This is a genomic window from Streptomyces albireticuli, assembly GCF_021228125.1.
Taxonomy (GTDB): domain Bacteria; phylum Actinomycetota; class Actinomycetes; order Streptomycetales; family Streptomycetaceae; genus Streptomyces; species Streptomyces albireticuli.
This window is the reverse complement of record NZ_JAJQQS010000003.1, coordinates 669,705-690,751: the sequence shown is the minus strand read 5'-3', so window position 1 is coordinate 690,751 and position 21,047 is coordinate 669,705. Positions and strand designations below refer to the sequence as shown.

The following is a 21,047-nucleotide window of genomic DNA, read 5'->3' as shown; positions in this document are numbered from 1 at the left end:
CATGCGCGAGATTTCCGAGGAGACCGAGATCCGGGCGGAGCCCATGGAGGTCTGGTCCGTCCTCACCGACCTGCGCCGCTACCCCGAATGGAATCCCTTCATCCGGCGGGCCGACGGGCGGGTGGCGGCCGGCCGGACCCTCACGCTGAGGATGTTCCCCGCGCGCGGGCGCCCGATGACGTTCCGGCCCAGGGTGCTGACGGCCGAGCCCGGCCGGGAGCTCCGCTGGCTCGGCCGCCTCCCGGTGCCGGGCCTCTTCGAGGGCGAGCACCGCTTCCTCCTCACCCCGGTGGCCGGAGGCACCCGGCTCGTCCAGAGCGAGGCGTTCAGGGGACTCCTCGTCCCCCTCCTGGAGCGCAGGATCCGCGACACCAGGACGGACTTCCGGTCCCTCAACGCCGCCCTCAAGGCCCGCGCGGAGCGGCGCCCCCCGGTCTGACGCCCCGGCCCTCGCCTCGCGCGGGGCGGTGACCTGGGGCACGGTGGGACGAGGCCCGCGAGCTCCGCCCGGGACCCGACCTAGGGAGAGGCATGTCCGACCACACCTACCGCGTGACCGAGATCGTCGGCTCCTCGCCCGACGGCGTGGACGCGGCGATCCGCAACGGCATCGGCCGCGCGTCGCAGACGCTGCGCGGGCTCGACTGGTTCGAGGTGACGGAGGTCCGGGGGCATATCGAGGACGGTGTGATCCAGCACTTCCAGGTGGGCCTGAAGGTGGGGTTCCGGCTGGAGGAGGCGGGGTAGGGCCGTCCTCCCCGGGGAAGGACGCCCGGACGGGGGCGCCTCCCGGTCGCGGCCGGAGGAGGGAAGGAGCGGGCCGGGGAGAGATCAACCCCCACGGCGGCCCGCTCCCGGAACCCCATAAAATCGGCGCGAAACGCACCCGCGCGAGCCTCGCGCACCCCGCGCCGCCCTGGAGCCCCATGACCCCGTCCGCCGACCCCTCGACCCCGCACCCCGCCCACGACCCGTTCGTCCGGGTGCGCGGTGCGCGTGAGCACAATCTCCGGGGGGTCGACGTCGACATCCCCCGGGACGCCCTCGTCGTGTTCGCCGGGGTCTCCGGTTCCGGGAAGTCCTCGCTGGCGTTCGGCACCGTCTACGCCGAGGCGCAGCGGCGGTACTTCGAGTCCGTGGCGCCCTACGCGCGCCGGCTGATCCATCAGGTCGGCGCGCCCAAGGTGGGGGAGATCACGGGGCTGCCGCCCGCCGTCGCGCTGGAGCAGCGGCGGTCCGCGCCCACCTCCCGGTCGTCGGTCGGGACCGTCACGACGCTGTCCAACTCCCTGCGGATGCTGTTCTCCCGCGCCGGCTCGTACCCCGACGGGGCCGCCCGGCTGGACTCCGACGCCTTCTCGCCGAACACGCCCGCCGGGGCCTGTCCGGAGTGCCACGGGCTCGGGCGGGTCCACCGGGTCACCGAGGAGTCGCTGGTGCCCGACCCGTCGCTGTCCGTCCGCGAGGGCGCCGTCGCCGCCTGGCCGGGCGCGTGGCAGGGGAAGAACCTCAGGGACATCCTCGCCGCCCTCGGCCACGACGTCGACCGGCCCTGGCGCGAGCTGCCGGCGGAGGACCGCGAATGGATCCTCTTCACCGACGAGCAGCCCGTCGTCACCGTGCACCCGGTGCGGGACGCGGACCGCATCCAACGCCCGTACAAGGGCACGTACATGAGCGCGAAGCGCTACGTCCTGCACACCGTCGCCGAATCCAAGAGCGCCCCCCTGCGGGCCCGCGCCGAGCGGCACATGGTGACCGGGCCGTGCCCCGGCTGCGACGGGCGGCGGCTGCGGCCGGAGGCGCTCGCCGTCACCTTCGCCGGGCACGACATCGCCGCGCTCGCCGCCATGCCGCTGTCCGGCCTCGCCGCCACGCTGGGCCCGGCCCGCGAGGGCGACGGCGTTGCCGCGACACTCGCAGCCGACCTGGTCGCCCGGATCGAGGTCCTCACCGAACTCGGCCTGGGCTACCTCGGTATGGACCGGCCCACCCCCACCCTCTCCTCCGGCGAGCTCCAGCGGCTCCGCCTCGCCACCCAGCTGCGCTCCGGGCTGTTCGGTGTCGTCTACGTCCTCGACGAGCCCTCGGCGGGCCTGCACCCGGCCGACGGCGCCGCGCTGCTCACCGTCCTGGACCGGCTGAAGGCCGCGGGGAACTCCCTGTTCGTCGTGGAGCACCACATGGACGTCGTGCGCCGCGCCGACTGGATCGTGGAGGTCGGGCCGCACGCGGGCGAGCACGGCGGCCGGATCCTCTACAGCGGCCCCGTCGCCGGCCTCGCGGACGTCGCCGACTCCGCCACCCGCCGCTTCGTCTTCCCCGACGGTCCCCCGCCGGAGCCCCGCACGCCCCGCCGCCCCTCCGGCACCCTGCGGCTGCGCGGCATCACCCGCCACAACCTCCGGGACCTCGACGCCGACTTCCCCCTCGGTGTCTTCACGGCCGTCACCGGCGTCTCCGGCTCGGGCAAGTCCACGCTCGTCGGACAGGCCCTCGCCGACACCGTCGCCGCCCACCTGGACGAGGCGGCGGCGCGGGAGGGCGCGACGGCGGACCGTACGGTGCGGGCCGCCGAGGGCCTGGACGCTGTGCACCGGCTCGTACGCGTCGACCAGAAGCCCATCGGCCGCACCCCGCGCTCCAACCTCGCCACGTACACCGGCCTGTTCGACGCGGTGCGGAAGGTCTTCGCCGCCACCGACGGCGCCCGCGAGCGGGGTTACACCGCGGGGCGGTTCTCCTTCAACGTCGCCGGCGGGCGCTGTGAGGTGTGCCAGGGCGAGGGCTTCGTCGCCGTGGAACTCCTCTTCCTCCCCGGCGCGTACGCGCCCTGCGACGGCTGCCGCGGCGCGCGCTACAACCCGGCGACCCTGGAGATCACCTACCGGGGCGCGAACGTCGCCGAGGTCCTGGACCTGACCGTCGACGCCGCGGCCGGCTTCCTCGCCGACGTCCCCGCCGCCCGGCGCGGCCTGCGCACCCTCCAGGACGTCGGCCTCGGCTACCTCCGCCTGGGCCAGCCCGCCACGGAGCTGTCGGGCGGCGAGGCGCAGCGCATCAAGCTCGCCACGGAGCTCCAGCGCACGCACCGGGGGCACACCCTGTACGTTCTGGACGAGCCCACCACCGGCCTCCACCCGGCCGACACCGAGCTGCTGCTGCGGCAGTTGCACGGGCTGGTCGACGCGGGGAACACGGTGGTGGTCGTCGAGCACGACATGGCCGTCGCGGCCGGTGCCGACCACGTCGTCGACATGGGGCCCGGTGGCGGCGCGGCGGGCGGGCGGATCGTCGCGGCGGGGGCGCCGTGGGACGTCGCGGGGGCGGGTGGCGCGACGGGGCCGTATCTGGCGGCGGCGCTGGGGATGTGACGGGCGGGGGCCTTCTCCCCTGCCCGCCCCTGCCCGAATGTCCTCAAACGCCGGACGGGCTGATTGGTTGCCCGGAACCCGGCGCGATCCGGTCCGGCTGGGGGAGCTTGAGGCCACCGCGCGTCAGCGCGGCCGGGGGCCCGGGGACTTGCCCCCGCCACGCGGTCTACGCACGCCCCCCTCCCCCCGGATACCCTCGGACCGGCGCCGGCCGGCCCGGTCCGGCGGGACGGAGGGCAATGACCCGCGCTCTGATCATCGGCGGCGGCATCGCCGGCCCCGTGACCGCCATGGCCCTGCGTCGCGCCGGCATCGAAGCGGTCGTCCACGAGGCGTACCCGGGCGGCGCGGACCACCTCGGGGCGTTCCTCGTCCTGTTCGCCAACGGGCTCGCCGCGCTGCGCGCCATCGACGCCGAACGGACCGTGCGCGAGCGGTCGTTCCCCGCCGAGACCGTGGAGTTCGTCGCCGACACCGGGGAGCCGCTCGGCACACAGCCCATCGCCGGCTCGTGGGACCCGGGGCTCAGCCCGCGCACCGTGCAGCGCTCCGTCCTCTACCGCGCGCTCCACGAGGAGGCCGCACGGCGCGGCATCCGGGTGGCGTACGGCAAGCGCCTCGTCGACGCGACGACCGGCCCGCGCGGCACGGTCGTCGCGTACTTCGCGGACGGCTCCCGCGCCGAGGGCGATCTGCTGATCGGCGCCGACGGCATCCATTCCGCCACCCGCGCCGTGCTCGACCCGCACGCTCCCCCGCCGCGCTACACCGGCTACGCCAGCGTGTGCGGCCGCACCCGCGCCACCGTCCACCCGGCGCCGCCCCGCACCTACCGGATGATCTTCGGCAAGCGGGCGTTCTTCGGCTGTACGACCTCGCCGGACGGCACCACCCACTGGTTCGCCAACATCCGGGGCGCCGAGCTGTCCCGCGCGGAGCTCACCGCCGCCACGCCCGACCGGTGGCGCCGGCACGCCGCCGAGGCCCTCGCCGGGGACCGGACCCCGGCCGCCGCGATCGTCGCCGCCACCGGTGACGCCGTCATCGGCATGAACACCTACGACATGCCCACCACCCCCGTCTGGCACGACAGCCGCACCGTGCTGGTGGGCGACGCGGTCCACGCCACCGCGCCCAACGCCGCCCAGGGCGCGTCCATCGCCATCGAGGACGGCGTGGTCCTCGCCCGCTGTCTGCGCGACCTGTCCGGGCCCGAGCCGGCGTTCCGGGCCTACGAGCGGCTGCGGCGCGAGCGGGTCGAGCGGGTGGTGGCCCTGTCCGCCGGTCTGGCGGGCCGCGCCCGGCCGGGCCCCGGCGAGGAGCACGGGGCGGACGGCGGCGAGGCGGCCGGTCCGGCCGCCCGGGACGCCGACGGCGACTGGCTGCACGGCTACCGCGTCGACTGGGACGCCACCGTCCGCTGACTTGCCGGGCCCGGCCCCTGCGGCAGACTGGAGGCATGCCGGAGCTGCCGGAGGTCGAGGCCCTCGCCGATTTCCTGGCCGAGCACGTCGTCGGCCGTACCGTCGAGCGGGTCCTCCCCCTGGCCGTGAGCGTCCTCAAGACCTACGACCCGCCGCTCGACGCGCTCGAAGGGCGCCCGGTGACCGCCGTGCGCCGCCACGGCAAGTTCCTGGACCTCGCCACCGACGGCGGCCCGCACCTGGTGTTCCACCTCGCCCGGGCCGGCTGGCTGCGCTGGCACGACCGGCTCCCCGACGCGCCGCCCCGCCCGGGCAAGGGGCCGCTCGCGCTGCGGCTGCGGCTGGCCGGCGGCGCGGGCTTCGACCTCACCGAGGCGGGCACGCAGAAGCGGCTCGCCGTCCACTGCGTGCGCCGCCCGGACGACGTGCCGGGGGTCGCGCGGCTGGGCCCGGACCCCCTGGCGCCCGCGTTCACCTTCGACGCCTTCGCCGCGCTGCTGGCCGGGGAGCGCCGGCGGGTCAAGGGGGTCCTGCGGGACCAGAGCGTGCTCGCGGGCATCGGCAACGCCTACTCCGACGAGATCCTGCACGCCGCCCGGATGTCCCCCTTCAAGCTCGCCGCGAGCCTGACGCCGCAGGAGACGGCCGTCCTGTACGAGGCGGTCGGTACGACGCTGCGCGGCGCCGTGGAGCGGGCGCGCGGGCACGCGGCCGGGGAGCTGAAGGCCGAGAAGAAGAGCGGTCTGCGGGTGCACGGCCGTACGGGGCAGCCGTGCCCGGTCTGCGGGGACACCGTCCGGGAGGTGTCCTACCGGGACTCCTCCCTCCAGTACTGCCCCACCTGCCAGACGGGCGGGAAGCCGCTCGCGGACCGGAGGCTGTCCCGTCTCCTCAAGTGAGCGGCCGTGGCTCCGGAGTGCTCAGTCCCGCCGGTCCTCCGCCCCGGCCAGGCCCGAGTGCCGGTAGGAGTAAGCGAAGTAGATCACCAGGCCGAGCGCGAACCACACGGCGAACCGCAGCCACGTCTGCCACGCCAGATAGGTGATCAGCCAGATCGACGCGGCGACGCCGATCGCGGGCACCAGCGGCACCGCCGGGCAGCGGAAGGACCGCGGCAGCTCCGGTCGCTTGTAGCGCAGGATGATCACGGCGGTGCACACCACCGCGAAGGCCAGCAGGATGCCGATGTTGGTCAGCTCCGCCGCCTCGCCGATGGGGATGAAGCCCGCGATCGCCGCGGAGGCGAAGCCGACGATCCAGGTCACGCGCGTCGGTACGTGGCGGGTCGGGTGGGTCTTGGCGAACCAGTGCGGGAGCAGCCCGTCCCGGCTCATCGAGAACCACACCCGGGTGACGCCGAGCATAAAGGTGAACATCACCGTGAGGATGCCGATGATCGCGCCCACCGCGATGACGTCCGCGAGCCCGCCCAGTCCCACGGACTTGAAGGCCGTGGAGAAGCCGCTCTCCTTGTCGATGTCCTTGTAGTTCTGCATACCGGTCAGCACGAGGCAGGCCAGTACGTAGAGCACCATCGAGATCGCCAGCGAGTACAGGATGGCCTTGGGCATGTGCCGCTGGGCGTCCTTGGACTCCTCGGCCGCCGTGGACATCGCGTCGTAGCCGAAGACCGCGAAGAACACCGTGGCCGCGCCGGTGAACGCGCCGCTCACCCCGAAGGGGAAGAACGGCTCGTAGTTGGACGCCTTCACATGGAAGAAGCCCACCACGACGACGACCGCCACGACGAGCACCTTCAGGATGACCACGACGGTCTCGAAGCGGGCCGCGTTCTTGATGCCGAGGGTCAGCAGATAGGCGATCAGCAGGCAGAGCACCGCCGCGAACAGGTCGACGCGGTGGCCGTCGCCGGTGCCCGGCGCGCCCAGCATCCACTGCGGCAGCTCGGCGTTCATCTCGTTGAGCAGGAAGTTGATGTAGCCCGAGATGCCGATCGCCACCACCGCCACGATCGCGGTGTACTCCAGCAGCAGGTCCCAGCCGATGAACCAGCCGGCCAGCTCGCCGAGGACCACATAGCCGTAGGTGTAGGCCGATCCGGCGCGCGGGATCAGGCCCGCGAACTCGGCGTACGAGAAGGCCGCCGCCGCGCTCGCGACGCCCGCGATCAGGAAGGAGATCAGCACGGCCGGGCCCGCGGTGCCGTTGGCGATGGTGCCCGCGAGGCTGAAGATGCCCGCGCCGATGATGCCGCCGACCCCGATCGCGGTGAGCTGCCACAGTCCCAGCGTCCGGGTCAGCCGTTCGTCCGCGTCACCCTCCTCGATGGTCTCGATCGGTTTGCGGCGCAGCACGCCCTGACCCGCCCGGAACCCGGCCATGTGGTGTCCTCTCGTCGACCCTGACGGCCGGTCATCATGGCGGAGCGGGGGCGGCGACGGAAGCCGCCGCCCCGCGCCGGGCCCGCCGGTTCAGCCGATGGCGGGCGCCGCGTCCCGGCGGCCGGTGCCCCAGTCGGACGGGGAGTCACCGACGGTGAAGTCCAGGCGCCGGCCCTTCGTCAGCTGCTCCGTCGTCAGGAACGTACGCCCGTACGGGGAACCGTCCAGCCGGGCCGACCGGATGTAGCGGTCGGTGGCCGAGGTGCCCGGCGCCGTCACCGTGAAGCGTCCGTTCGGGTACCAGCGCCGGTCCAGCCGCAGTTCGACCTGGTCGAACACCGGGGTGCTCAGCCCCCAGGTGTCCCCGCCGGGCTGTACCGGGTAGATCCCCATGGCGGAGAAGATCATCCAGGCGGACATGGTGCCCAGGTCGTCGTTGCCGGTCATCCCGGTCGGTCCGTCGGTGAACAGGGTGAGCGCCGCGTGCACCACGTCCGTGGTCTGCCACGGCCGGCCGGTGGAGAGGTAGGTGTACGGGGCGATGAGGTCCGGCTCGTTCTGCGGGTTGTACTTGTCGGCGTTGTAATAGTCGTACGGGCCGTGGACCCACACCTCGCGGGCGGTGCGCGCCGGGTCCTTCAGCAGCCGGTCGTAGGCGAAGAAGGAGTCGAGCCGGCGGTTGGTCGCGTCCCGGCCGCCGATCAGCTCCACCATGCCCGGCAGGTCCTGCGGCACCAGCCACTGGTACTGCCAGGCCGTGCCCTCGTGGAAGCCGACGCTCTTCGCGGGGTCGGCCGGGCCGGTGAAGGAGCCGTCGGCGCCCCGGGCCCGGAAGAAGCCGGTGCTCGCGTCGTACAGCTTGCGGTAGTTCCGTGACCGGGCCGTGTAGCGGGCGGCGTCGGCGCGGTGGCCCAGGCCCTCGGCCATCTCGGCCAGCACCGCGTCGGCGAGCGCGTACTCCAGTGTCGCCGAGGCGCCCTGGTGGAAGTCGGAGTCGCCGGGCTTCCGCTTCGGCCGGCCGGGCAGGTACGGGACGTAACCGTCCCGGATGTACTCGGCGTTGCCCTCCCGGCCGACGCCGGGGTTGCCGGGCGCCGGCACCCCGTCCGCGTTCCTCCGCAGGACCCGGTACGCCTCCTCCTCGTGCCCCTTCAGCAGCCCGTGCTGATAGGCGGTGGTGAGGTACGGGGTCACCGGGTCGCCCGTCATGATGTTGGTCTCGACCGTCCCGTAGCCCCACTTGGGCAGCCAGCCGCCGTCGGTGTCGACCCGCAGCACGGACAGCGCCATGTCCCGTGCCTCACGCGGCGCGAGCAGTGCCAGCAGCTGGGCCTGGGTGCGGTAGGTGTCCCACAGCGACCAGTTCTGGTAGTAGGTGAAGCCTTCGGCGCGGTGCGTCCGCTGGTCCCAGCCGGTGTAGCGGCCGTCGGCGTCGCTGCCGATGTTGGGCGTGAGGAAGGCGCGGTAGAGCGAGGAGTGGAAGACGCGGCGCAGCGTCCGGTCGCCGCCCTGGACCCGTACGTCGTCCAGGCGCTCCGCCCACGCCTCGCGCGCGGCCCGCTCCGTGCGGTCGAAGCTCCCGTCCTCCGCGCGCAGGTTGCCCGCGGCGCCGGCCGCGTCGACGTAGCTGATCGCGGTGGTCGCCTCGACGGTGCGGTCCCGGCCGGTGTCGAAGCGCACCCAGGCGCCGTTGCGGCCGGTGCCGGTGGAGTTCTTGGAGCCCGTGGTGACCTCGTCGCCCTTCCAGGTGCCGTAGGCGGTGAACGGGCGGTCGAAGCGGGTCAGGGTGTGCACGGTGTACGGGCGGGTGTCCTGGCAGAAGCCGCGGCCGGTGATCGTCGAGCGGACGGTGCGGGAGTCCACGACCTCGACGGAGGTGCTGACCGTCCGGTGCAGCGACTGCCCGGTGTTCAGGAGCACGTTGGCCTTGTCGGTGGCCGGGAAGGTGTAGCGCTGGTGGCCGGTGCGCCGGCCCGCCGTCAGCTCGGCGGTGACGCCGCCGTAGGAGGAGAGCCTGACGCGGTAGTAGCCGGGGCGGGCCGTCTCGTCGGCGTGGCTGAAGTCCGCGGCGTAGCGCCCGTAATCGGTCTGTTTCACGTCGCCCGTGGTGGGGAGCACGGGCAGATCGCCGCCGATGCGGCAGCCGACGCCCGACAGGTGCACGGTGCTGAAGCCCCGGATGCGCCGGTCCTTGTAGTCGTAGCCGGTGCTGTGCCCGGTGTCGGGGGAGAGCTGCACCATGCCGAAGGGCACGGCGGCGCCGGGGAAGGTGTTGCCCTCGTTCTGGGTGCCGATGAAGGGGTTCACCAGGTCCGTGGGGACCTCGGCCGCGGCCGAGGCCGGTGGCGGTGGTACGAGCGCGGTGCCGCCCAGCATCGCCGCGAGGGCGAGCGCGACGGCGCCGACGCGCGGCCGCAGGTGTCCCCGGTGCGGAGGCCATCCGGTCCATCTCATCGTCCACGCCCCTCGTATGACGCGTCATCCGATCCTGACATCGTTGTCAGCGCCGAGGGTACCGAGAGGGGGACGCCCTGTCATGGTGCCTCGCTCGCCAGGTGTGGCGACGGGAGCCCCAGGGCTCCCGTCCCCCTGGCCCGGTGCCGGGGGGGCTGTGCCGGGGCTCACCACCGCCCGGTGGGGGCGGTCCGCCGGGCCTGTGGGAGGCTGCCGGGGTCCGGGCTTCCTCCCCCGCTCCCCGGGACGGGGGGCTCGGCCGGACGAGGCCCCCGACGCCGGCACCGAAACGGAACCACTCGCCCATGCGCCTTCGCGAACTCGCCTCGGTCGGCCCTTTCTTCGCCCTGCGGACCGAGGACGACGGCCCCGCGGACGACGGCTCCGGCTACCTCCCGCTGGGCGAGGAGGCCGTACGGGCCCGGGTGGCGACCGTGGCGGAGCGGCTGGGCACGGAGGACCGGAGGGTCGCCGCGTCGGTCGCCTTCCAGGGCATCGCGGGGCGGCTGCTCTCCGTCGCCCTCGGCTCGGCCGCCCTCACCGGCCAGGTGCCCGACCTCTCGTCCGGGCGGCTCGGCTGGCACCCCGCCCGGACGGCCCCGGACGATCTGTGGCTGCCCCGCCCCGAGGCGCTGCCGCCCTCGGACGACCCGGCGGAACTGATCCGGACGCGGGTCCTGCACGGCCCGCTGGCCCTCCTGCACACCGCCACCCGCGCGGCCGTGCCGGTCTCCGGCCGGCTGCTGTGGGGGAACGCCGCGTCCTCGCTGGCCGGTTCGCTGCGGGTGCTCCACACGTGGTGCCGCGCGGAGGGCCGGCCGCGGGAGGCGGCCCGCGCGCTGGCCCTGGCCGAGGAGATCCTGGCCGACCCGGTGCTGCGCGGCACCGGCACCCTGAGCGCCCGGGGCCGTGGTGGCCCGTCCTTCGTCCGGACCACCTGCTGCCTGTACTACCGGGTGCTGCCCGGTGGCATGTGCGGCGACTGCGTGCTGCGGCACGCGCCACGGGCCCGCTGAGGGGCCGGGGCGGGCGGCCACTCGCGCGTGGAGAGGACGCCCAGGACGTACGCCTTGGCCACGAGGGCGGTGCGGTTCGGCACCCGCCAGCGCCGGGTGAGCCTGGTCAGGTGGTAGTTGACGCCGTCGACCGTCAGGCCCACGGCCTTGCCGATGGCCGCGGTCGTGGCCCCGGCCGCCGCCAGCGCCAGGATGTGCCCCTCGACGACGCTGACCTCGGCCATGGGCTCCGCCTGGCGGGGCACGGTCTCGGACCGTACGCGCAGCACCGCCAGCAGCATCGGACTGGCCGGGAACGCGTCACCGACGGGGTCGACGAGCAGTTCGCCCTCCCGCTCGACGCCGTCCGTGCCGACCAGCCAGCGCACCTCGATCGGGTGCCGGGGCCGGCGGCCCAGCCGCAGCGCCTCGATGTGCCGGTCGAGCCGGCCGGGCGCCCTGGGCCGGAACAGCTCGTGGAGGTTGCGGCCGCGCAGCCGCACGGGCGCCGTGCCCCACTCCGCGGCCATGGCCGGATTGGCGACCGTGACCTCACCGTCCGCCCGGCAGACCGCGATCGGGGTCGGGATCCGGTCGAGCAGCAGCAGGAAATGGTTGCGCCAGCTGATGAACTCTTCACTGCCCACGCTCGTACCGGCCCCTCGCTCGTACCCGTGCCCGTCCAAGGGCCCGACCAGTTGCTTGCCCGGCGGGCCGCGCGGGGGAGCGTCACGCCCCCAACCACTGCACAATCGTGCAGTTATGTAGATGAGCGGCGGCGGCGACGCGCGGAGCGGTCCGGACACCGCGCGACACCGGCTTGGCCAGGGCTTTCCGCTCCGTGAGAACGAACGGCCCGACGCCCCCGGGCTGGGACGCCCGGCGCGGACGCCCCTAGGCCGCCGGCACGGCCGGCTCCCGGGTGGCGTAGACGTCCCGGAGCCGGGCGGACAGGGCTTCGTACGCGGCGTTGGCCCGGGCGCCCAGGGCGCCGGGGTCGACCTGCTCGTCGCGCAGCACGCTCGCCGAGGCCGTCGTCAGGGCCTTCTCCGCGGCGTCGGCCAGCGCCCGGACGTCGTCCGCCAGGATGAAGCCGATCTGGGACCGCAGGGCGTCGAGGGCGGTGTCCGACGCGGCGGACGCGTCCAGCATCGGCTGCCGGTACGTCTCGGGAGGGGCCGCCGGGTCCTCCCGCAGGCGCGACCGGTAGTGCCGCCTGGCCGACACGAAGGCGTGGAGCGCCGTCACGGCGTTCCGCAGCAGGGTGTTGACCTCGACGAGCTGGGCCAGCTCGAAGGTCTCGCGGCGCTCGGCGACCGCCTTGTACCGGTCGGCCGCCCTGGCCCGCGCTTCCCGCCGGGCCTGGGAGCGGTTGTTGATGAAGCCCATCGTCAGGACCGTGGCCTGGCCGATCAGGATCGACGCGACGGTCGTGAACCATCCCCAGCCCCCCGCAACCATGCCAGCAGTCTAGGTATCCGGCGTAGGGCCGGAGAAGCGCCGACCGCACCCCTCCGGGGCACTGCGCTCCGGCCCCGCGCCCGCCACGGCCCGGTGCGCGCCCCGGGCACGCCACCGCTTCCGCCGGACCCGCGGCCCGGGGAGGGGGATCGGATCACCGTGGGCCGTGGGCCCCGGGCGAGCCCGTCAGCGCGCGCGTGAAGGGGTGGCGCGGCGCCGTCAGCGCCTCCGCGGCCGGGCCCTGTTCGACGATCGCGCCCGCGTCCAGGACGGCGATCCGGTCCGCCAGGGCCGCCGTGTCCAGGTCGTGGGTGATCAGGACGAGCGCCGGTCCGGCCGGCTCCCGGGCGAGGTCCGCCAGCAGCCGGAGGACGCCGCGCCGGGTGACGGAGTCGAGGCCGGAGGTGACCTCGTCGCAGATCAGGACCCGGGGCCGGGCCAGGAGCGCGCGGACCAGGGCGGCGCGCTGGAGCTCGCCCCCGGAGAGCCCGCCGGGCCTCCGGCGCGCCGTCCCCTCGGACAGCCCCACCCGGCCGAGCGCGGCGACGGCCTCCTCCTCGGCCGCGCCCGGCCGGACGCCCCGCAGCCGCACGGCCGTGCGTGCGACCTGGTCGAGTACGGGCCGGTACGCGTCGAAGGCGGCCCGCGCGTCCTGGAAGACGTACTGCACTGCGGCCAGTTGGGCGCGGTCCCTCCGGCGCAGGCTGCGCGGCAGCGGCGCGCCGTCCAGCAGCACCTGGCCCTCGTACCGGGAGTGCAGCCCGGCCAGGCAGCGGGCGAGCGTGGTCTTCCCGCCGCCGGAGCGGCCGACGACGGCCAGGCACTCCCCCGCGCGGACGCTCAGGGAGGCGTCGCGCAGGAGGGCGGGCGTGCCCCGGTGGCGCGCGGTGACCGCGCGGGCTTCGAGGACGGGAGCGGGGCCCTCCACTGTGTCGCGGGCAGGGGCGGGGGCAGGGTCAGGGGCAGGAAGGGGGACGGCGACAGGGAGGGGGACGGTGACAGGGAGGGGGGCGGTGACAGGACCGGGGGCGGGGACGGCGGGCGTACGGGGCCGGCCGCGCTCCTGTCCTCCGTCGGCCGTTCCGCCCGGTCCGCCGAGCAGTTCGCGGGTCCAGGGATGCCGCGGACGGAGCCACAGCTCCTCCGCCGGGCCCGACTCGACCACCCGGCCGGCGCGCATCACCAGGACCTCGTCCGCCAGGTCGCGGACCAGGTCGAGGTCGTGACTGAGCAGGAGGACGGCGACGCCCCGGCGGGCCACGGCGGCGAGTTCCCCGGCGACGCGGCGGCGGGTGAGGGCGTCCAGACCCGTGGTGGGTTCGTCGGCGACGACGGTGCGGGCGCCGAGGAGGAGTGCCTGGGCGAGGACCACGCGCTGCTGCTGGCCGCCGGAGAGCTGGTGCGGGTAGCGGGTCAGCACCTCGGCGCCGTCGGGGAGCCGGGCCGCCTCCAGTGCCGCCAGGACGCGCGCGCGGCCCGCCGCGCGGCGGGCGCGCCGGGGCAGGTCCGCCGTGCCCGTCCGGGCGATGTCGGTGAGCAGCGCGCCGACGCGCCGCGCCGGGTTGAGGACCGACGCCGGGTGCTGCGGTACGTAACCCACCGGCCCCTCCGCCACCCAGACGTCGCCCGTGACACGCGCGCCGTCCGGATACTCGCCCAGCAGGGCGAGGCCCGTCGTCGTCTTGCCGCTCCCGGACGCGCCGACGAGCGCCGTGACCCGGCCCGGCCGGACGGTCAGGCCGACCCCGTCCACGACGGCCCTTCCGCCGATCTCGACCCGCAGGTCCCGGATCTCGGCCACGGCGTCGGCCCGGGCCCCGCCCTCGGTCCCGGTCTCGGCGTCCGCTCTCTTCGGCGACCTCACCGTCGTTCTCCCTTCCGTCCCCGGTCCCGCTTCCGCGCCGTCGACGTCCCCGCGTCGCACAGCAGATTCACACCGACGGTCAGCGCCACGACCAGCAGCGCGGGCACCACGACCGCCCACGGCTGTACGGACAGGCCGGTGCGGTTGCGGTCGACCATCACCGCCCAGTCCGCGGCGTCGGGCTCCACGCCCACACCGAGGAACGCGGCCGTGGCGACCAGGTACAGCGCACCCGTGAGCCGTACGCCCGCGTCGGCGGCGAGCGTGCGGACCATGGACCGGGCGACGTAGCCCACGGCCGTCCGCCACCAGGTCTCGCCCTGGGCGCGCAGGGCCTCCACCGCCGGGCGGGCCGCGGCCTCGGCCGCCCCGGCCCGGACGATCCGGGCGGCGTCGGGGACGTTGACGAGCGCCACGAGCGCCGCCAGCCCGGCCGTCCCCGGCGGGTACACCGCCGCCACCAGCAGCAGGAGCAGCAGCGAGGGCACGGCCAGCAGGACGTCCAGCGGGCGTGTGAGGGTCTCCTCCAGCCACGCCCGGCGGGTGAGCGCCGCCGCGAGGCCCAGCGGCAGGGCCACCAGGTAGGCGAGCGCCGTGGCCGTGACGGACACGGCCACGACGGACCGGCCGCCGAGCAGGACCTGTCGCAGGACGTCGCGCCCGACGAAGTCGGTGCCGAGCCGGTGGCCGCCGCCCGCCGTGAACGACACACCGCGCGGGCCTTCCGCGCCCGCGAGCCACGGGCCCAGCAGTGCGATCAGCAGCGGCACACCGGCGACGGCGGCACCGAGCAGGAACCTGCGGCCGGTACGGGCCGTAAGCCGCGTACGGGGCGCGCCCGGCGTCCGGGCCGTCCTCATGCCGCCACCCCCGCCCGGGGCGCGAAGCGGCGGGCGACCAGGTCGGCGCCCAGGTTGAGGACGACGGCGACCAGTCCGAAGACCACGGCGAGGCCCTGCACCACGGGCACGTCCCGGGCGGCGACCGCGTCGACGAGGACGGTGCCGAGGCCGGGGATCGCGAACAGCGCCTCCACCACGACGACCCCGCACAGCAGCCAGTCGGCGGTCCGCGCGAGCTGCTGGGCGGCCGGGGCCACGGCGTTGGGCAGGGCGTGCGCCCACCGCACCCGGGCGCCGGGGACGCCGTAGCGGCGGGCCTGGGCCACGTACGGGGAGGCCAGCGCCTCGGTCATGCCGGCGCGCACGAGCCTGCCGAGCGAGCACACGGGCCGGGACAGCAGCACGAGGACGGGCAGGACGAGCACCGCCGGGTGGGCGAGCAGGTCGGTGCCGTAGCCGACGGCGGTCGGCGGCAGCCAGTCCAGCCGGAGCGCGAGGACGGTCACGAGCAGGATGCCCAAGGCGAATTCGGGCATCGCGTACACCGCCAGTGTCACCGCGCTGACGGCCCGGTCCACGGGTCCGCCCTCGTGCCGCGCGGCGAGTACGCCCAGCCCGACGCCGAGGGGCACCAGGGGGACGAGCGTCAGCGCGGCCAGCAGCAGCGTCGGCCCGGACCCGGCGGCGAGGGCGTCGGTGACGGGCCGCCCGGAGGCGAGCGAGACGCCGAGGTCTCCGTGGAGCAGGCCGGCGGCCCAGTCGGCGAGGCGTTCGTGCGCGGGCCGGTCCAGGTGCAGGGCCTCGCGGATCGCGGCGATCCGGGCCGGGTCGGGGTCGTCGCCGGCGAGGGCCACGGCCGCGTCGCCGGGCAGCGCCTCGGTGAGCGCGAAGACGAGCAGGACGACGCCGGCCGTCTGGGCGAGGCCGAGCAGGAGCCGGCGGGCGATCCAGCGGTTCACGCGAACCACACGGTGTCGAAGCGGGCCCAGTCGAGGGTGTTGGCGGGGGCGTCACGGGCGACACCGCGCACCCGGCGGCCGGTGCCGACGATCCAGTCGGCGAAGCCCCAGACCAGGAAGCCGCCCTCGGTGTGCAGACGGCGCTGCAGCCGCTCGTAGAGCGCCGTGCGTCCGGCGGTGTCCTTGGTGGACTGGAGGCGCTGGTAGAGGTCGTCGAAGTCCTTGTGGCGCCAGTGGGTGGCGTTGGTGGTGGAGCCGGTGAGCAGCCGCTGGGAGATGTGGGACTCGATGGGCATGGCGCCGGAGCGGTAGCTGGCCAGGGTGCCGGAGTCGAGGATGTCCTTCCAGTAGCTGTCCTTGTTGCCGGTGCGCACCTCGACGGTGACGCCGGCCTTCTTCGCCTGGTCGCGGAAGATGCCGGCGGCCTCGGTGAATCCGGCCGCGACGGGCGAGGTGTCGAGGGTGACGCGGAGGTCCTCGGCACCGGCCGCCTTGAGGAGGTGGCGGGCACGGTCGAGGTCCTGTACGCGCTGGGGCAGGCCGGCCGCGTAGTGGGCGTAGCCCTTGCCGAAGAGGTCGTTGCCGATCTCTCCCGCGCCGGACAGGGCGCCGTCGACGAGCTCTTGGCGGTCGGCGATGAGGAAGAAGGCCTCGCGGACGCGCGGGTCGTCGAACGGCGCCCTGTCGGTCTTCATGGCGAAGCCCTGCATGGCGCTGTTGCGCAGCCGTACGATCTCGATCCGGCCCTTGCCCTCGTGGGCGCGGGCGGTGGCGGGGTTGAGCTCGTGCGCGTAGTCGACCTGACCGCCGAGGAGGGCGCCGACGCGCGCGGACTCCTCGCCGGCGACGACGACTTCGAGCTCGTCGAGGTGGGGCGCGCCGTCCCAGTAGGCGTCGTTGCGGCGGAAGCGCGCGGAGCGGCCCGGTGTGAAGGACACGAAGCGGAAGGGTCCGGAGCCGACCGGCCGGTCGAAGCGCTCGGTGCCCTTGGGGACGATGTACGCGCCGAACGCGGCGAGGACGTTGGGGAATTCGGCGGTGGGTCGCTTGAGCCGGAACTCGATGGTACGGGGGCCGGTGGCGCGGCTGGCGTCGAGGTCGACGGGCTCCAGGGACGCCTTGGCACGGAACGCCTTCCGGGGGTCGGCGATGCGGCGGTAGCTGAAGAGGACGTCCTCGGCGGTGACGGGCTTGCCGTCGTGGAAGGTGGCCTCGCGGAGGGTGACGGTCCACCTGTCGAGTCCCGGGCCGGCGGCCTCCCAGCGCTCGGCCAGGCGGGGGCGCGGGGTCATGTCGGAGCCGTAGTCGGCGAGCTTGTCGAAGAGGGCCTTGGCGCGGGCGGCGTCGGCGAAGAGGTTGCTGAGGTGCGGGTCGAGGGTCTCGGCGGCGCCACCGCCGGCGAAGGCGGCGCGGAGGCGTCCGCCGCGCTTCGGTTCGCCCTTGTTCTCGCTGTTCGCGGTGCCGGGGGTGCCGCCTCCGCAGGCGGCGAGGGTGAGGGTGGCTATGCCGGCGCCGGCGGCGGTGAGGAGGGTTCGGCGGGGGGTGTGCATGGGGCTCCTTGTTTGTGTGTGGGGGTGAGCGGGCGCGGAGGTGACCGGCGGGTTGGGTGGGGTTGCCGCTGCGCGGGGCCTACTCCCCCACCCGCCCCTTCCCGCCGCATCCGATGTGCGGCTCCGCCGCGTGGCGGGGCTCCGCCCCGGGCCCCGGTCAAGCGCCGGGCGGGCTGAATTCCAGCCCGTCCGGGGGCACCTCCCAGCGGTAGCTGGGGGAGCTTGAGGACACCGCGCGGCAGCGCGGAACGGGGGGCCTGGGGGCGAGGCCCCCGGTTTCGGGAAGGGGCGGGGCCGGGGAGAGTTCCTTCAGTCACCCACCACCCGGGCCACGACGTGCAGCCGATCCCCGTCCGCCCGTCCCGGCCCCCCAGCACCCGCGGGCACGGCCTCCCCCTCCCACACCGGCGACGTCCGCGGCCCCGGCCCGTCGTGCAGTGCCAGCACCTCGAACCCGTGCGCGGCCAGCGCGTAGCGGAGTTCCTGCGGGAACAGCAGCCGCCACGCGGACTCCTGCTCCACCGGTGCCGACCCGTCGTCCGAGGTCCACACCCGCCGGCGGCGCAGCAGTTGCGCGGCACGGTCCACGGTCAGCGTGGTGACGTACGTGTACGCCGTGCCCTCCCAGGCGAAGCCGCCGGACGACGGCGCGTCCAGCAGCTCCGTACTGCCCAGGAAGAACGCCCCGTTGCGCATCTCCGCGACCAGCAGCCCGCCCGGGCGCAGGGCACGGCGGCAGGAGGACAGCAGTCCGTCCAGGTCCTCGTTCGTGTGGCAGTACAGGAGTGCGCTGTCGAGGCAGACCACGGCGTCGAACGGCGGGCCGGGCAGGTCGAAGCCGCGCAGGTCGGCACGGAGGTACACAGGCCCGGGGTGGTGGGTACGGGCGTGGGCGAGCATCGGTGCGGACAGGTCGGCGCCGGTGACGTCGCGGCCCGCGCGGTGCAGCCAGGCCGCGTCGCGGCCGGTGCCGCAGCCGAGGTCGAGGACGCGCGGCCCGGCCCCGTGGGCGGTGAGGCAGGCGTCCGCCCAACGGGCGGCGAGGTGCCCGGGGTCGGGGAACCGGGCCTCGTACAGCGCGGGGTTGTCGGTGAGGAGGTTCTCGCCGGTCATCGGGGCACCTCCGCCGGCGCGTGCCCGGGCAGGGCGCGCGTCCGGTGCAGCCGGGCGACGGCCGCGGCCGACATCAGGCCCAGGGCCAGGCAGCAGGCCCAGGGCAGCCAGGCCGCCCGGTCGCCGCCGGCGTCCATGGCCCAGCCTACGACCGTGTTGCCGACGGCCGCGGCGATGCCGGAGACGACGTAGAAGACACCGAAGTAGGTGCCCGTGAGCTCGGGCCTGCCGAACTCGGGGACGAGCTCCATCACGAACGGCTGCGCCACCATCACCCCCAGGTAGAGCAGGAGGGCTCCGGCGAGCACCGGGAGCAGGCCGAGGGCCGCCCGGACCGGGCCGTCGGGCGCGGCGGCGCCCGCGACGGCCATAGGCGGGACGAACGAGAGGGCCATCAGGGCGAGTCCGGCGCCGATCCACGTCGCGCGGGTGCGCCGGTTCTTGAGGGCGGTGGTGACGCGCAGTTGCAGCGTGAGGTTGGCGACGGTGCCGACGAGGAAGACGAGCCCTGCCGCGCCGTCCCAGCCGGTGGCCCGGCGGGCGCCGTCGGGGATCAGGAGGTAGAGCTGGTTCTCCATGGTGAACATGCCGACCATGGCGAGGGCGAAGGCGAGGAAGGCGCGGTGGGAGACGACCTCACGCCAGTCGGCGAGCACGGTGCCACCGCTCGGGGTCACCTCGCCGGCGGGCAGGACCAGGGCCTGGGCGACCGTGAGGACGGCGAAGATGCCGGCCGCGGTGAGCGCGGAGAGACGGAAGTCGACGAACAGCAGGGCGCTGCCGAGCAGCGGGCCGACCAGGGCACCGGTCGTCGCGAAGACGTTGAACAGGGCGAACGCCTCGGCCTTGCGGTCACCCGCCTCCCGGGCCAGGTAGGCGCGCACGGCCGGGTTGAACAGGGCTCCCGCGAGGCCGCTGAGGACGGACGCGGCGAGCAGGACGGGCAGGCCGTCGCCAAGGGCGAAGAGGGCGAAGCCGACGGTGCGCAGCGCGCAACCGGCGATGATCACGCCGCGGGCGCCGAGCCGGTCCGCGGCGGAGCCGCCCAGGATGAACAGGCCCTGCTGGCTGAGGTTGCGGACGCCGAGGACGATGCCGACGACGGCCGCGGACATGCCGAGGTCCTGGCCGAGGTGGGTGGCGAGGTAGGGGATGAGCAGGTAGAAGCCGGTGTTGACGCCGAGCTGGTTGACGAGCAGGAGGCGGATCGCGGGCGGGAAGCCGCGTATCTCACGCCATGTCTTCACGGTGCGGACTCTTCTCGGGCGGGGGACTGTTCTCGGGCGCGCGTACGCGTGGGCGTGGGCGTCGTCGGGCCGGCCGTCGTCGGCCCGGGCTCCGGCCTCGGGCGTACGCCCAGGCCGGCACGGTCGCTCGCGCGTACGGTGCCGTCGGCGCCGCCGATGCCCTCCCAGGGGTCGTGGGCGAGGAGGAGGTGGCCGTCGAGGTCGACCCAGCGGGCCCGGTCGGCGAGGTGCACGGCCGGGGCGAGCCCCAGCGAACTGGCCGTCAGGCAGCCGAGCATCAGGGCGGTGCCGCTGCCCTGGAGCGACTCGGCGATGCGCAGGGCGGCGTGGACGCCGCCGCACTTGGCGAGCTTGACGTTGATGCCGTGCACGCGTCCGGCCAGGCGGCGGACGTCCTCGGGGCCGACGGCGTCCTCGTCGGCGATGACGGGCAGCGGGGAGTCCTCGGCGAGCCGGGCCAGGGCCTCGGGGTCGCCGGGGACGGTGGGCTGTTCGACGGCCTCGACGCCGAGTTCGGCGAAGCGCGGCAGGAGTGCGCGCGCCTGCCCGGTGCTCCAGGCGCCGTTGGGGTCGAGGAGGAGCGCGGCCTCCGGGGCGGCCTCGCGGACCGCCCGGACGCGGGCCAGGTCGTCCTCGGGGTCGGGGGACCCGCCCTTGACCTTGAGGACGGTGAACCCGCTGTCGGCGAGCCCGCGGGCGCGGAGGGCCGCCTGGACCGGGGACATGATGCCGAGGGTGCGGGCGGTGGCCGCGGCGGGCGGGGCGGTGGTGCCGAGGAGTGCGTGCACGGGCGTTCCGGCCCGCTTGCCGACGAGGTCGAGGAGGGCCGCGTCGACGGCGGCGGCGACGCCCGGGGGCGTGCTCGCGGGGAGCAGCCCGCGCTCGCGCTGGGCGTCGAGGGCGCTCTCGGGGGTGGCGAACCGGCCGAGGACGCGGGCGGCGACGCCGAGCAGCCGCCGTATGGTGCCGGTGTCGAGCCCGTAGTACACGCTGGCGACGACCTCCCCGTGGCCGCTCAGTCCACCGTGCGCGACGGAGAACCGGACGGCGTCCCGGGCGTCCATGACGGCCCGTGAGATCCGGAAGGGTTCGGCGAGCCGCAGCCGGGTGGTGTGCAGGGTGGTCTTCATCGCGCGCCTCCGGCGGCGGACACCGACGCCGTCCCGTCCGGGCCGGGCATTACCGCCGGATCGGCGCATGGTGACGCGTCCGACGCGGCCCGGCCCGAGCCGGGCCGCGTGCCCGGGACGTGCCGCGCCTCCAGGCCGGCGCGTGCCTCGGTGGCGGACACCACCCCCTCCGGACCGGGCCGCACCCCCGCACCGGCACAGGGTCCCGCGGCCGGCACCGCCCCGCCCGAGCCGTACCCCGCCTCCGGTCCAATACAAGCTCCGGTAGCGGACACCACCCCCTCCGGGCCGG

At 75.2% G+C, this 21,047-nt stretch carries 17 protein-coding genes; 6 read left to right on the top strand and 11 right to left on the bottom strand.

The genetic code is table 11. From position 1 onward, the window contains the following. The first annotated feature begins 1 nt into the window (after position 1). The 5 genes from LUZ64_RS07465 (at position 2) to LUZ64_RS07445 (ending at position 5,697) form a co-directional block, all read left to right on the top strand. Positions 2–439, top strand: coding sequence for an SRPBCC domain-containing protein (locus tag LUZ64_RS07465; protein ID WP_095578823.1), 438 nt, complete (start codon positions 2–4; stop codon positions 437–439). Between the two features lie 92 nt (positions 440–531). Beyond that, positions 532–747, top strand: coding sequence for a dodecin (locus LUZ64_RS07460; RefSeq protein ID WP_095578822.1), 216 nt, complete (start codon positions 532–534; stop codon positions 745–747). Positions 748–926: 179 nt separating this feature from the next. Further along, entirely contained in the window at positions 927–3,374 is a 2,448-nt protein-coding gene (locus LUZ64_RS07455) for an excinuclease ABC subunit UvrA (protein WP_232389729.1), read from the top strand. Positions 3,375–3,613: 239 nt separating this feature from the next. After that, complete coding sequence (locus LUZ64_RS07450) at positions 3,614–4,798, top strand: FAD-dependent monooxygenase (protein ID WP_095583287.1); 1,185 nt, start codon at positions 3,614–3,616, stop codon at positions 4,796–4,798. A gap of 35 nt (positions 4,799–4,833) precedes the next feature. After that, entirely contained in the window at positions 4,834–5,697 is an 864-nt protein-coding gene (locus LUZ64_RS07445; protein ID WP_095583286.1) for an Fpg/Nei family DNA glycosylase, read from the top strand. A 21-nt stretch (positions 5,698–5,718) separates the two neighbouring features. Here the strand turns inward: LUZ64_RS07445 and LUZ64_RS07440 are convergent, their stop codons facing one another. Beyond that, positions 5,719–7,140 (bottom strand): amino acid permease, encoded by a 1,422-nt coding sequence (locus LUZ64_RS07440; protein WP_095583285.1) that lies wholly within the window; start codon positions 7,138–7,140, stop codon positions 5,719–5,721. Positions 7,141–7,230: 90 nt separating this feature from the next. Continuing rightward, on the bottom strand, positions 7,231–9,594 hold the full coding sequence (locus LUZ64_RS07435) for a GH92 family glycosyl hydrolase (RefSeq protein WP_095583284.1): 2,364 nt from the start codon (positions 9,592–9,594) through the stop codon (positions 7,231–7,233). A 305-nt stretch (positions 9,595–9,899) separates the two neighbouring features. Here LUZ64_RS07435 and LUZ64_RS07430 point away from each other — a divergent pair, with 305 nt between their 5' ends. Continuing rightward, a complete protein-coding gene (locus LUZ64_RS07430; RefSeq protein ID WP_095583283.1) occupies positions 9,900–10,610 on the top strand; it encodes a (2Fe-2S)-binding protein in 711 nt (236 codons plus the stop codon). On the opposite strand, the gene LUZ64_RS07425 is transcribed toward LUZ64_RS07430, so the two are convergent. The 9 genes from LUZ64_RS07425 to LUZ64_RS07385 form a co-directional block, all read right to left on the bottom strand. Then, on the bottom strand, positions 10,544–11,236 hold the full coding sequence (locus LUZ64_RS07425; RefSeq protein WP_232389730.1) for a PAS domain-containing protein: 693 nt from the start codon (positions 11,234–11,236) through the stop codon (positions 10,544–10,546). The two genes, LUZ64_RS07430 and LUZ64_RS07425, sit on opposite strands and share 67 nt — an antisense overlap. Before the next feature lie 247 nt (positions 11,237–11,483). Continuing rightward, on the bottom strand, positions 11,484–12,050 hold the full coding sequence (locus LUZ64_RS07420) for a hypothetical protein (protein ID WP_095583282.1): 567 nt from the start codon (positions 12,048–12,050) through the stop codon (positions 11,484–11,486). Between the two features lie 154 nt (positions 12,051–12,204). Further along, positions 12,205–13,914, bottom strand: coding sequence for an ABC transporter ATP-binding protein (locus tag LUZ64_RS07415; protein WP_372471936.1), 1,710 nt, complete (start codon positions 13,912–13,914; stop codon positions 12,205–12,207). Continuing rightward, positions 13,911–14,774 (bottom strand): ABC transporter permease subunit, encoded by an 864-nt coding sequence (locus LUZ64_RS07410; RefSeq protein WP_095579888.1) that lies wholly within the window; start codon positions 14,772–14,774, stop codon positions 13,911–13,913. The genes LUZ64_RS07415 and LUZ64_RS07410 overlap by 4 nt, the downstream gene beginning before the upstream one ends. Next, positions 14,771–15,715 carry an ABC transporter permease gene (locus LUZ64_RS07405; RefSeq protein ID WP_232389731.1) on the bottom strand — a complete coding sequence of 315 codons (945 nt, stop codon included), beginning with the start codon at positions 15,713–15,715 and terminating at the stop codon, positions 14,771–14,773. Before LUZ64_RS07405 ends, LUZ64_RS07410 begins: the two co-directional genes overlap by 4 nt. Further along, complete coding sequence (locus LUZ64_RS07400; protein WP_095579890.1) at positions 15,712–17,265, bottom strand: ABC transporter substrate-binding protein; 1,554 nt, start codon at positions 17,263–17,265, stop codon at positions 15,712–15,714. The genes LUZ64_RS07405 and LUZ64_RS07400 overlap by 4 nt, the downstream gene beginning before the upstream one ends. A gap of 309 nt (positions 17,266–17,574) precedes the next feature. Next, positions 17,575–18,378 carry a class I SAM-dependent DNA methyltransferase gene (locus LUZ64_RS07395; protein ID WP_232389732.1) on the bottom strand — a complete coding sequence of 268 codons (804 nt, stop codon included), beginning with the start codon at positions 18,376–18,378 and terminating at the stop codon, positions 17,575–17,577. Next, positions 18,375–19,625 (bottom strand): MFS transporter, encoded by a 1,251-nt coding sequence (locus tag LUZ64_RS07390; RefSeq protein WP_095580589.1) that lies wholly within the window; start codon positions 19,623–19,625, stop codon positions 18,375–18,377. Before LUZ64_RS07390 ends, LUZ64_RS07395 begins: the two co-directional genes overlap by 4 nt. Next, entirely contained in the window at positions 19,622–20,755 is a 1,134-nt protein-coding gene (locus tag LUZ64_RS07385) for an enolase C-terminal domain-like protein (RefSeq protein WP_095580587.1), read from the bottom strand. Before LUZ64_RS07385 ends, LUZ64_RS07390 begins: the two co-directional genes overlap by 4 nt. Positions 20,756–21,047: the final 292 nt, after the last annotated feature.

What these genes read in the sequence shown, in the direction of transcription:
- LUZ64_RS07465 (WP_095578823.1), top strand. Translation starts at nt 2, where the DNA reads ATGCGCGAGATTTCCGAGGAGACCGAGATCCGGGCGGAGCCCATGGAG.
- LUZ64_RS07460 (WP_095578822.1), top strand. Translation starts at nt 532, where the DNA reads ATGTCCGACCACACCTACCGCGTGACCGAGATCGTCGGCTCCTCGCCC.
- LUZ64_RS07455 (WP_232389729.1), top strand. Translation starts at nt 927, where the DNA reads ATGACCCCGTCCGCCGACCCCTCGACCCCGCACCCCGCCCACGACCCG.
- LUZ64_RS07450 (WP_095583287.1), top strand. Translation starts at nt 3,614, where the DNA reads ATGACCCGCGCTCTGATCATCGGCGGCGGCATCGCCGGCCCCGTGACC.
- LUZ64_RS07445 (WP_095583286.1), top strand. Translation starts at nt 4,834, where the DNA reads ATGCCGGAGCTGCCGGAGGTCGAGGCCCTCGCCGATTTCCTGGCCGAG.
- LUZ64_RS07440 (WP_095583285.1), bottom strand. Translation starts at nt 7,140, where the DNA reads ATGGCCGGGTTCCGGGCGGGTCAGGGCGTGCTGCGCCGCAAACCGATC.
- LUZ64_RS07435 (WP_095583284.1), bottom strand. Translation starts at nt 9,594, where the DNA reads ATGAGATGGACCGGATGGCCTCCGCACCGGGGACACCTGCGGCCGCGC.
- LUZ64_RS07430 (WP_095583283.1), top strand. Translation starts at nt 9,900, where the DNA reads ATGCGCCTTCGCGAACTCGCCTCGGTCGGCCCTTTCTTCGCCCTGCGG.
- LUZ64_RS07420 (WP_095583282.1), bottom strand. Translation starts at nt 12,050, where the DNA reads ATGGTTGCGGGGGGCTGGGGATGGTTCACGACCGTCGCGTCGATCCTG.
- LUZ64_RS07410 (WP_095579888.1), bottom strand. Translation starts at nt 14,774, where the DNA reads ATGAGGACGGCCCGGACGCCGGGCGCGCCCCGTACGCGGCTTACGGCC.
- LUZ64_RS07400 (WP_095579890.1), bottom strand. Translation starts at nt 17,265, where the DNA reads ATGCACACCCCCCGCCGAACCCTCCTCACCGCCGCCGGCGCCGGCATA.
- LUZ64_RS07395 (WP_232389732.1), bottom strand. Translation starts at nt 18,378, where the DNA reads ATGACCGGCGAGAACCTCCTCACCGACAACCCCGCGCTGTACGAGGCC.
- LUZ64_RS07385 (WP_095580587.1), bottom strand. Translation starts at nt 20,755, where the DNA reads ATGAAGACCACCCTGCACACCACCCGGCTGCGGCTCGCCGAACCCTTC.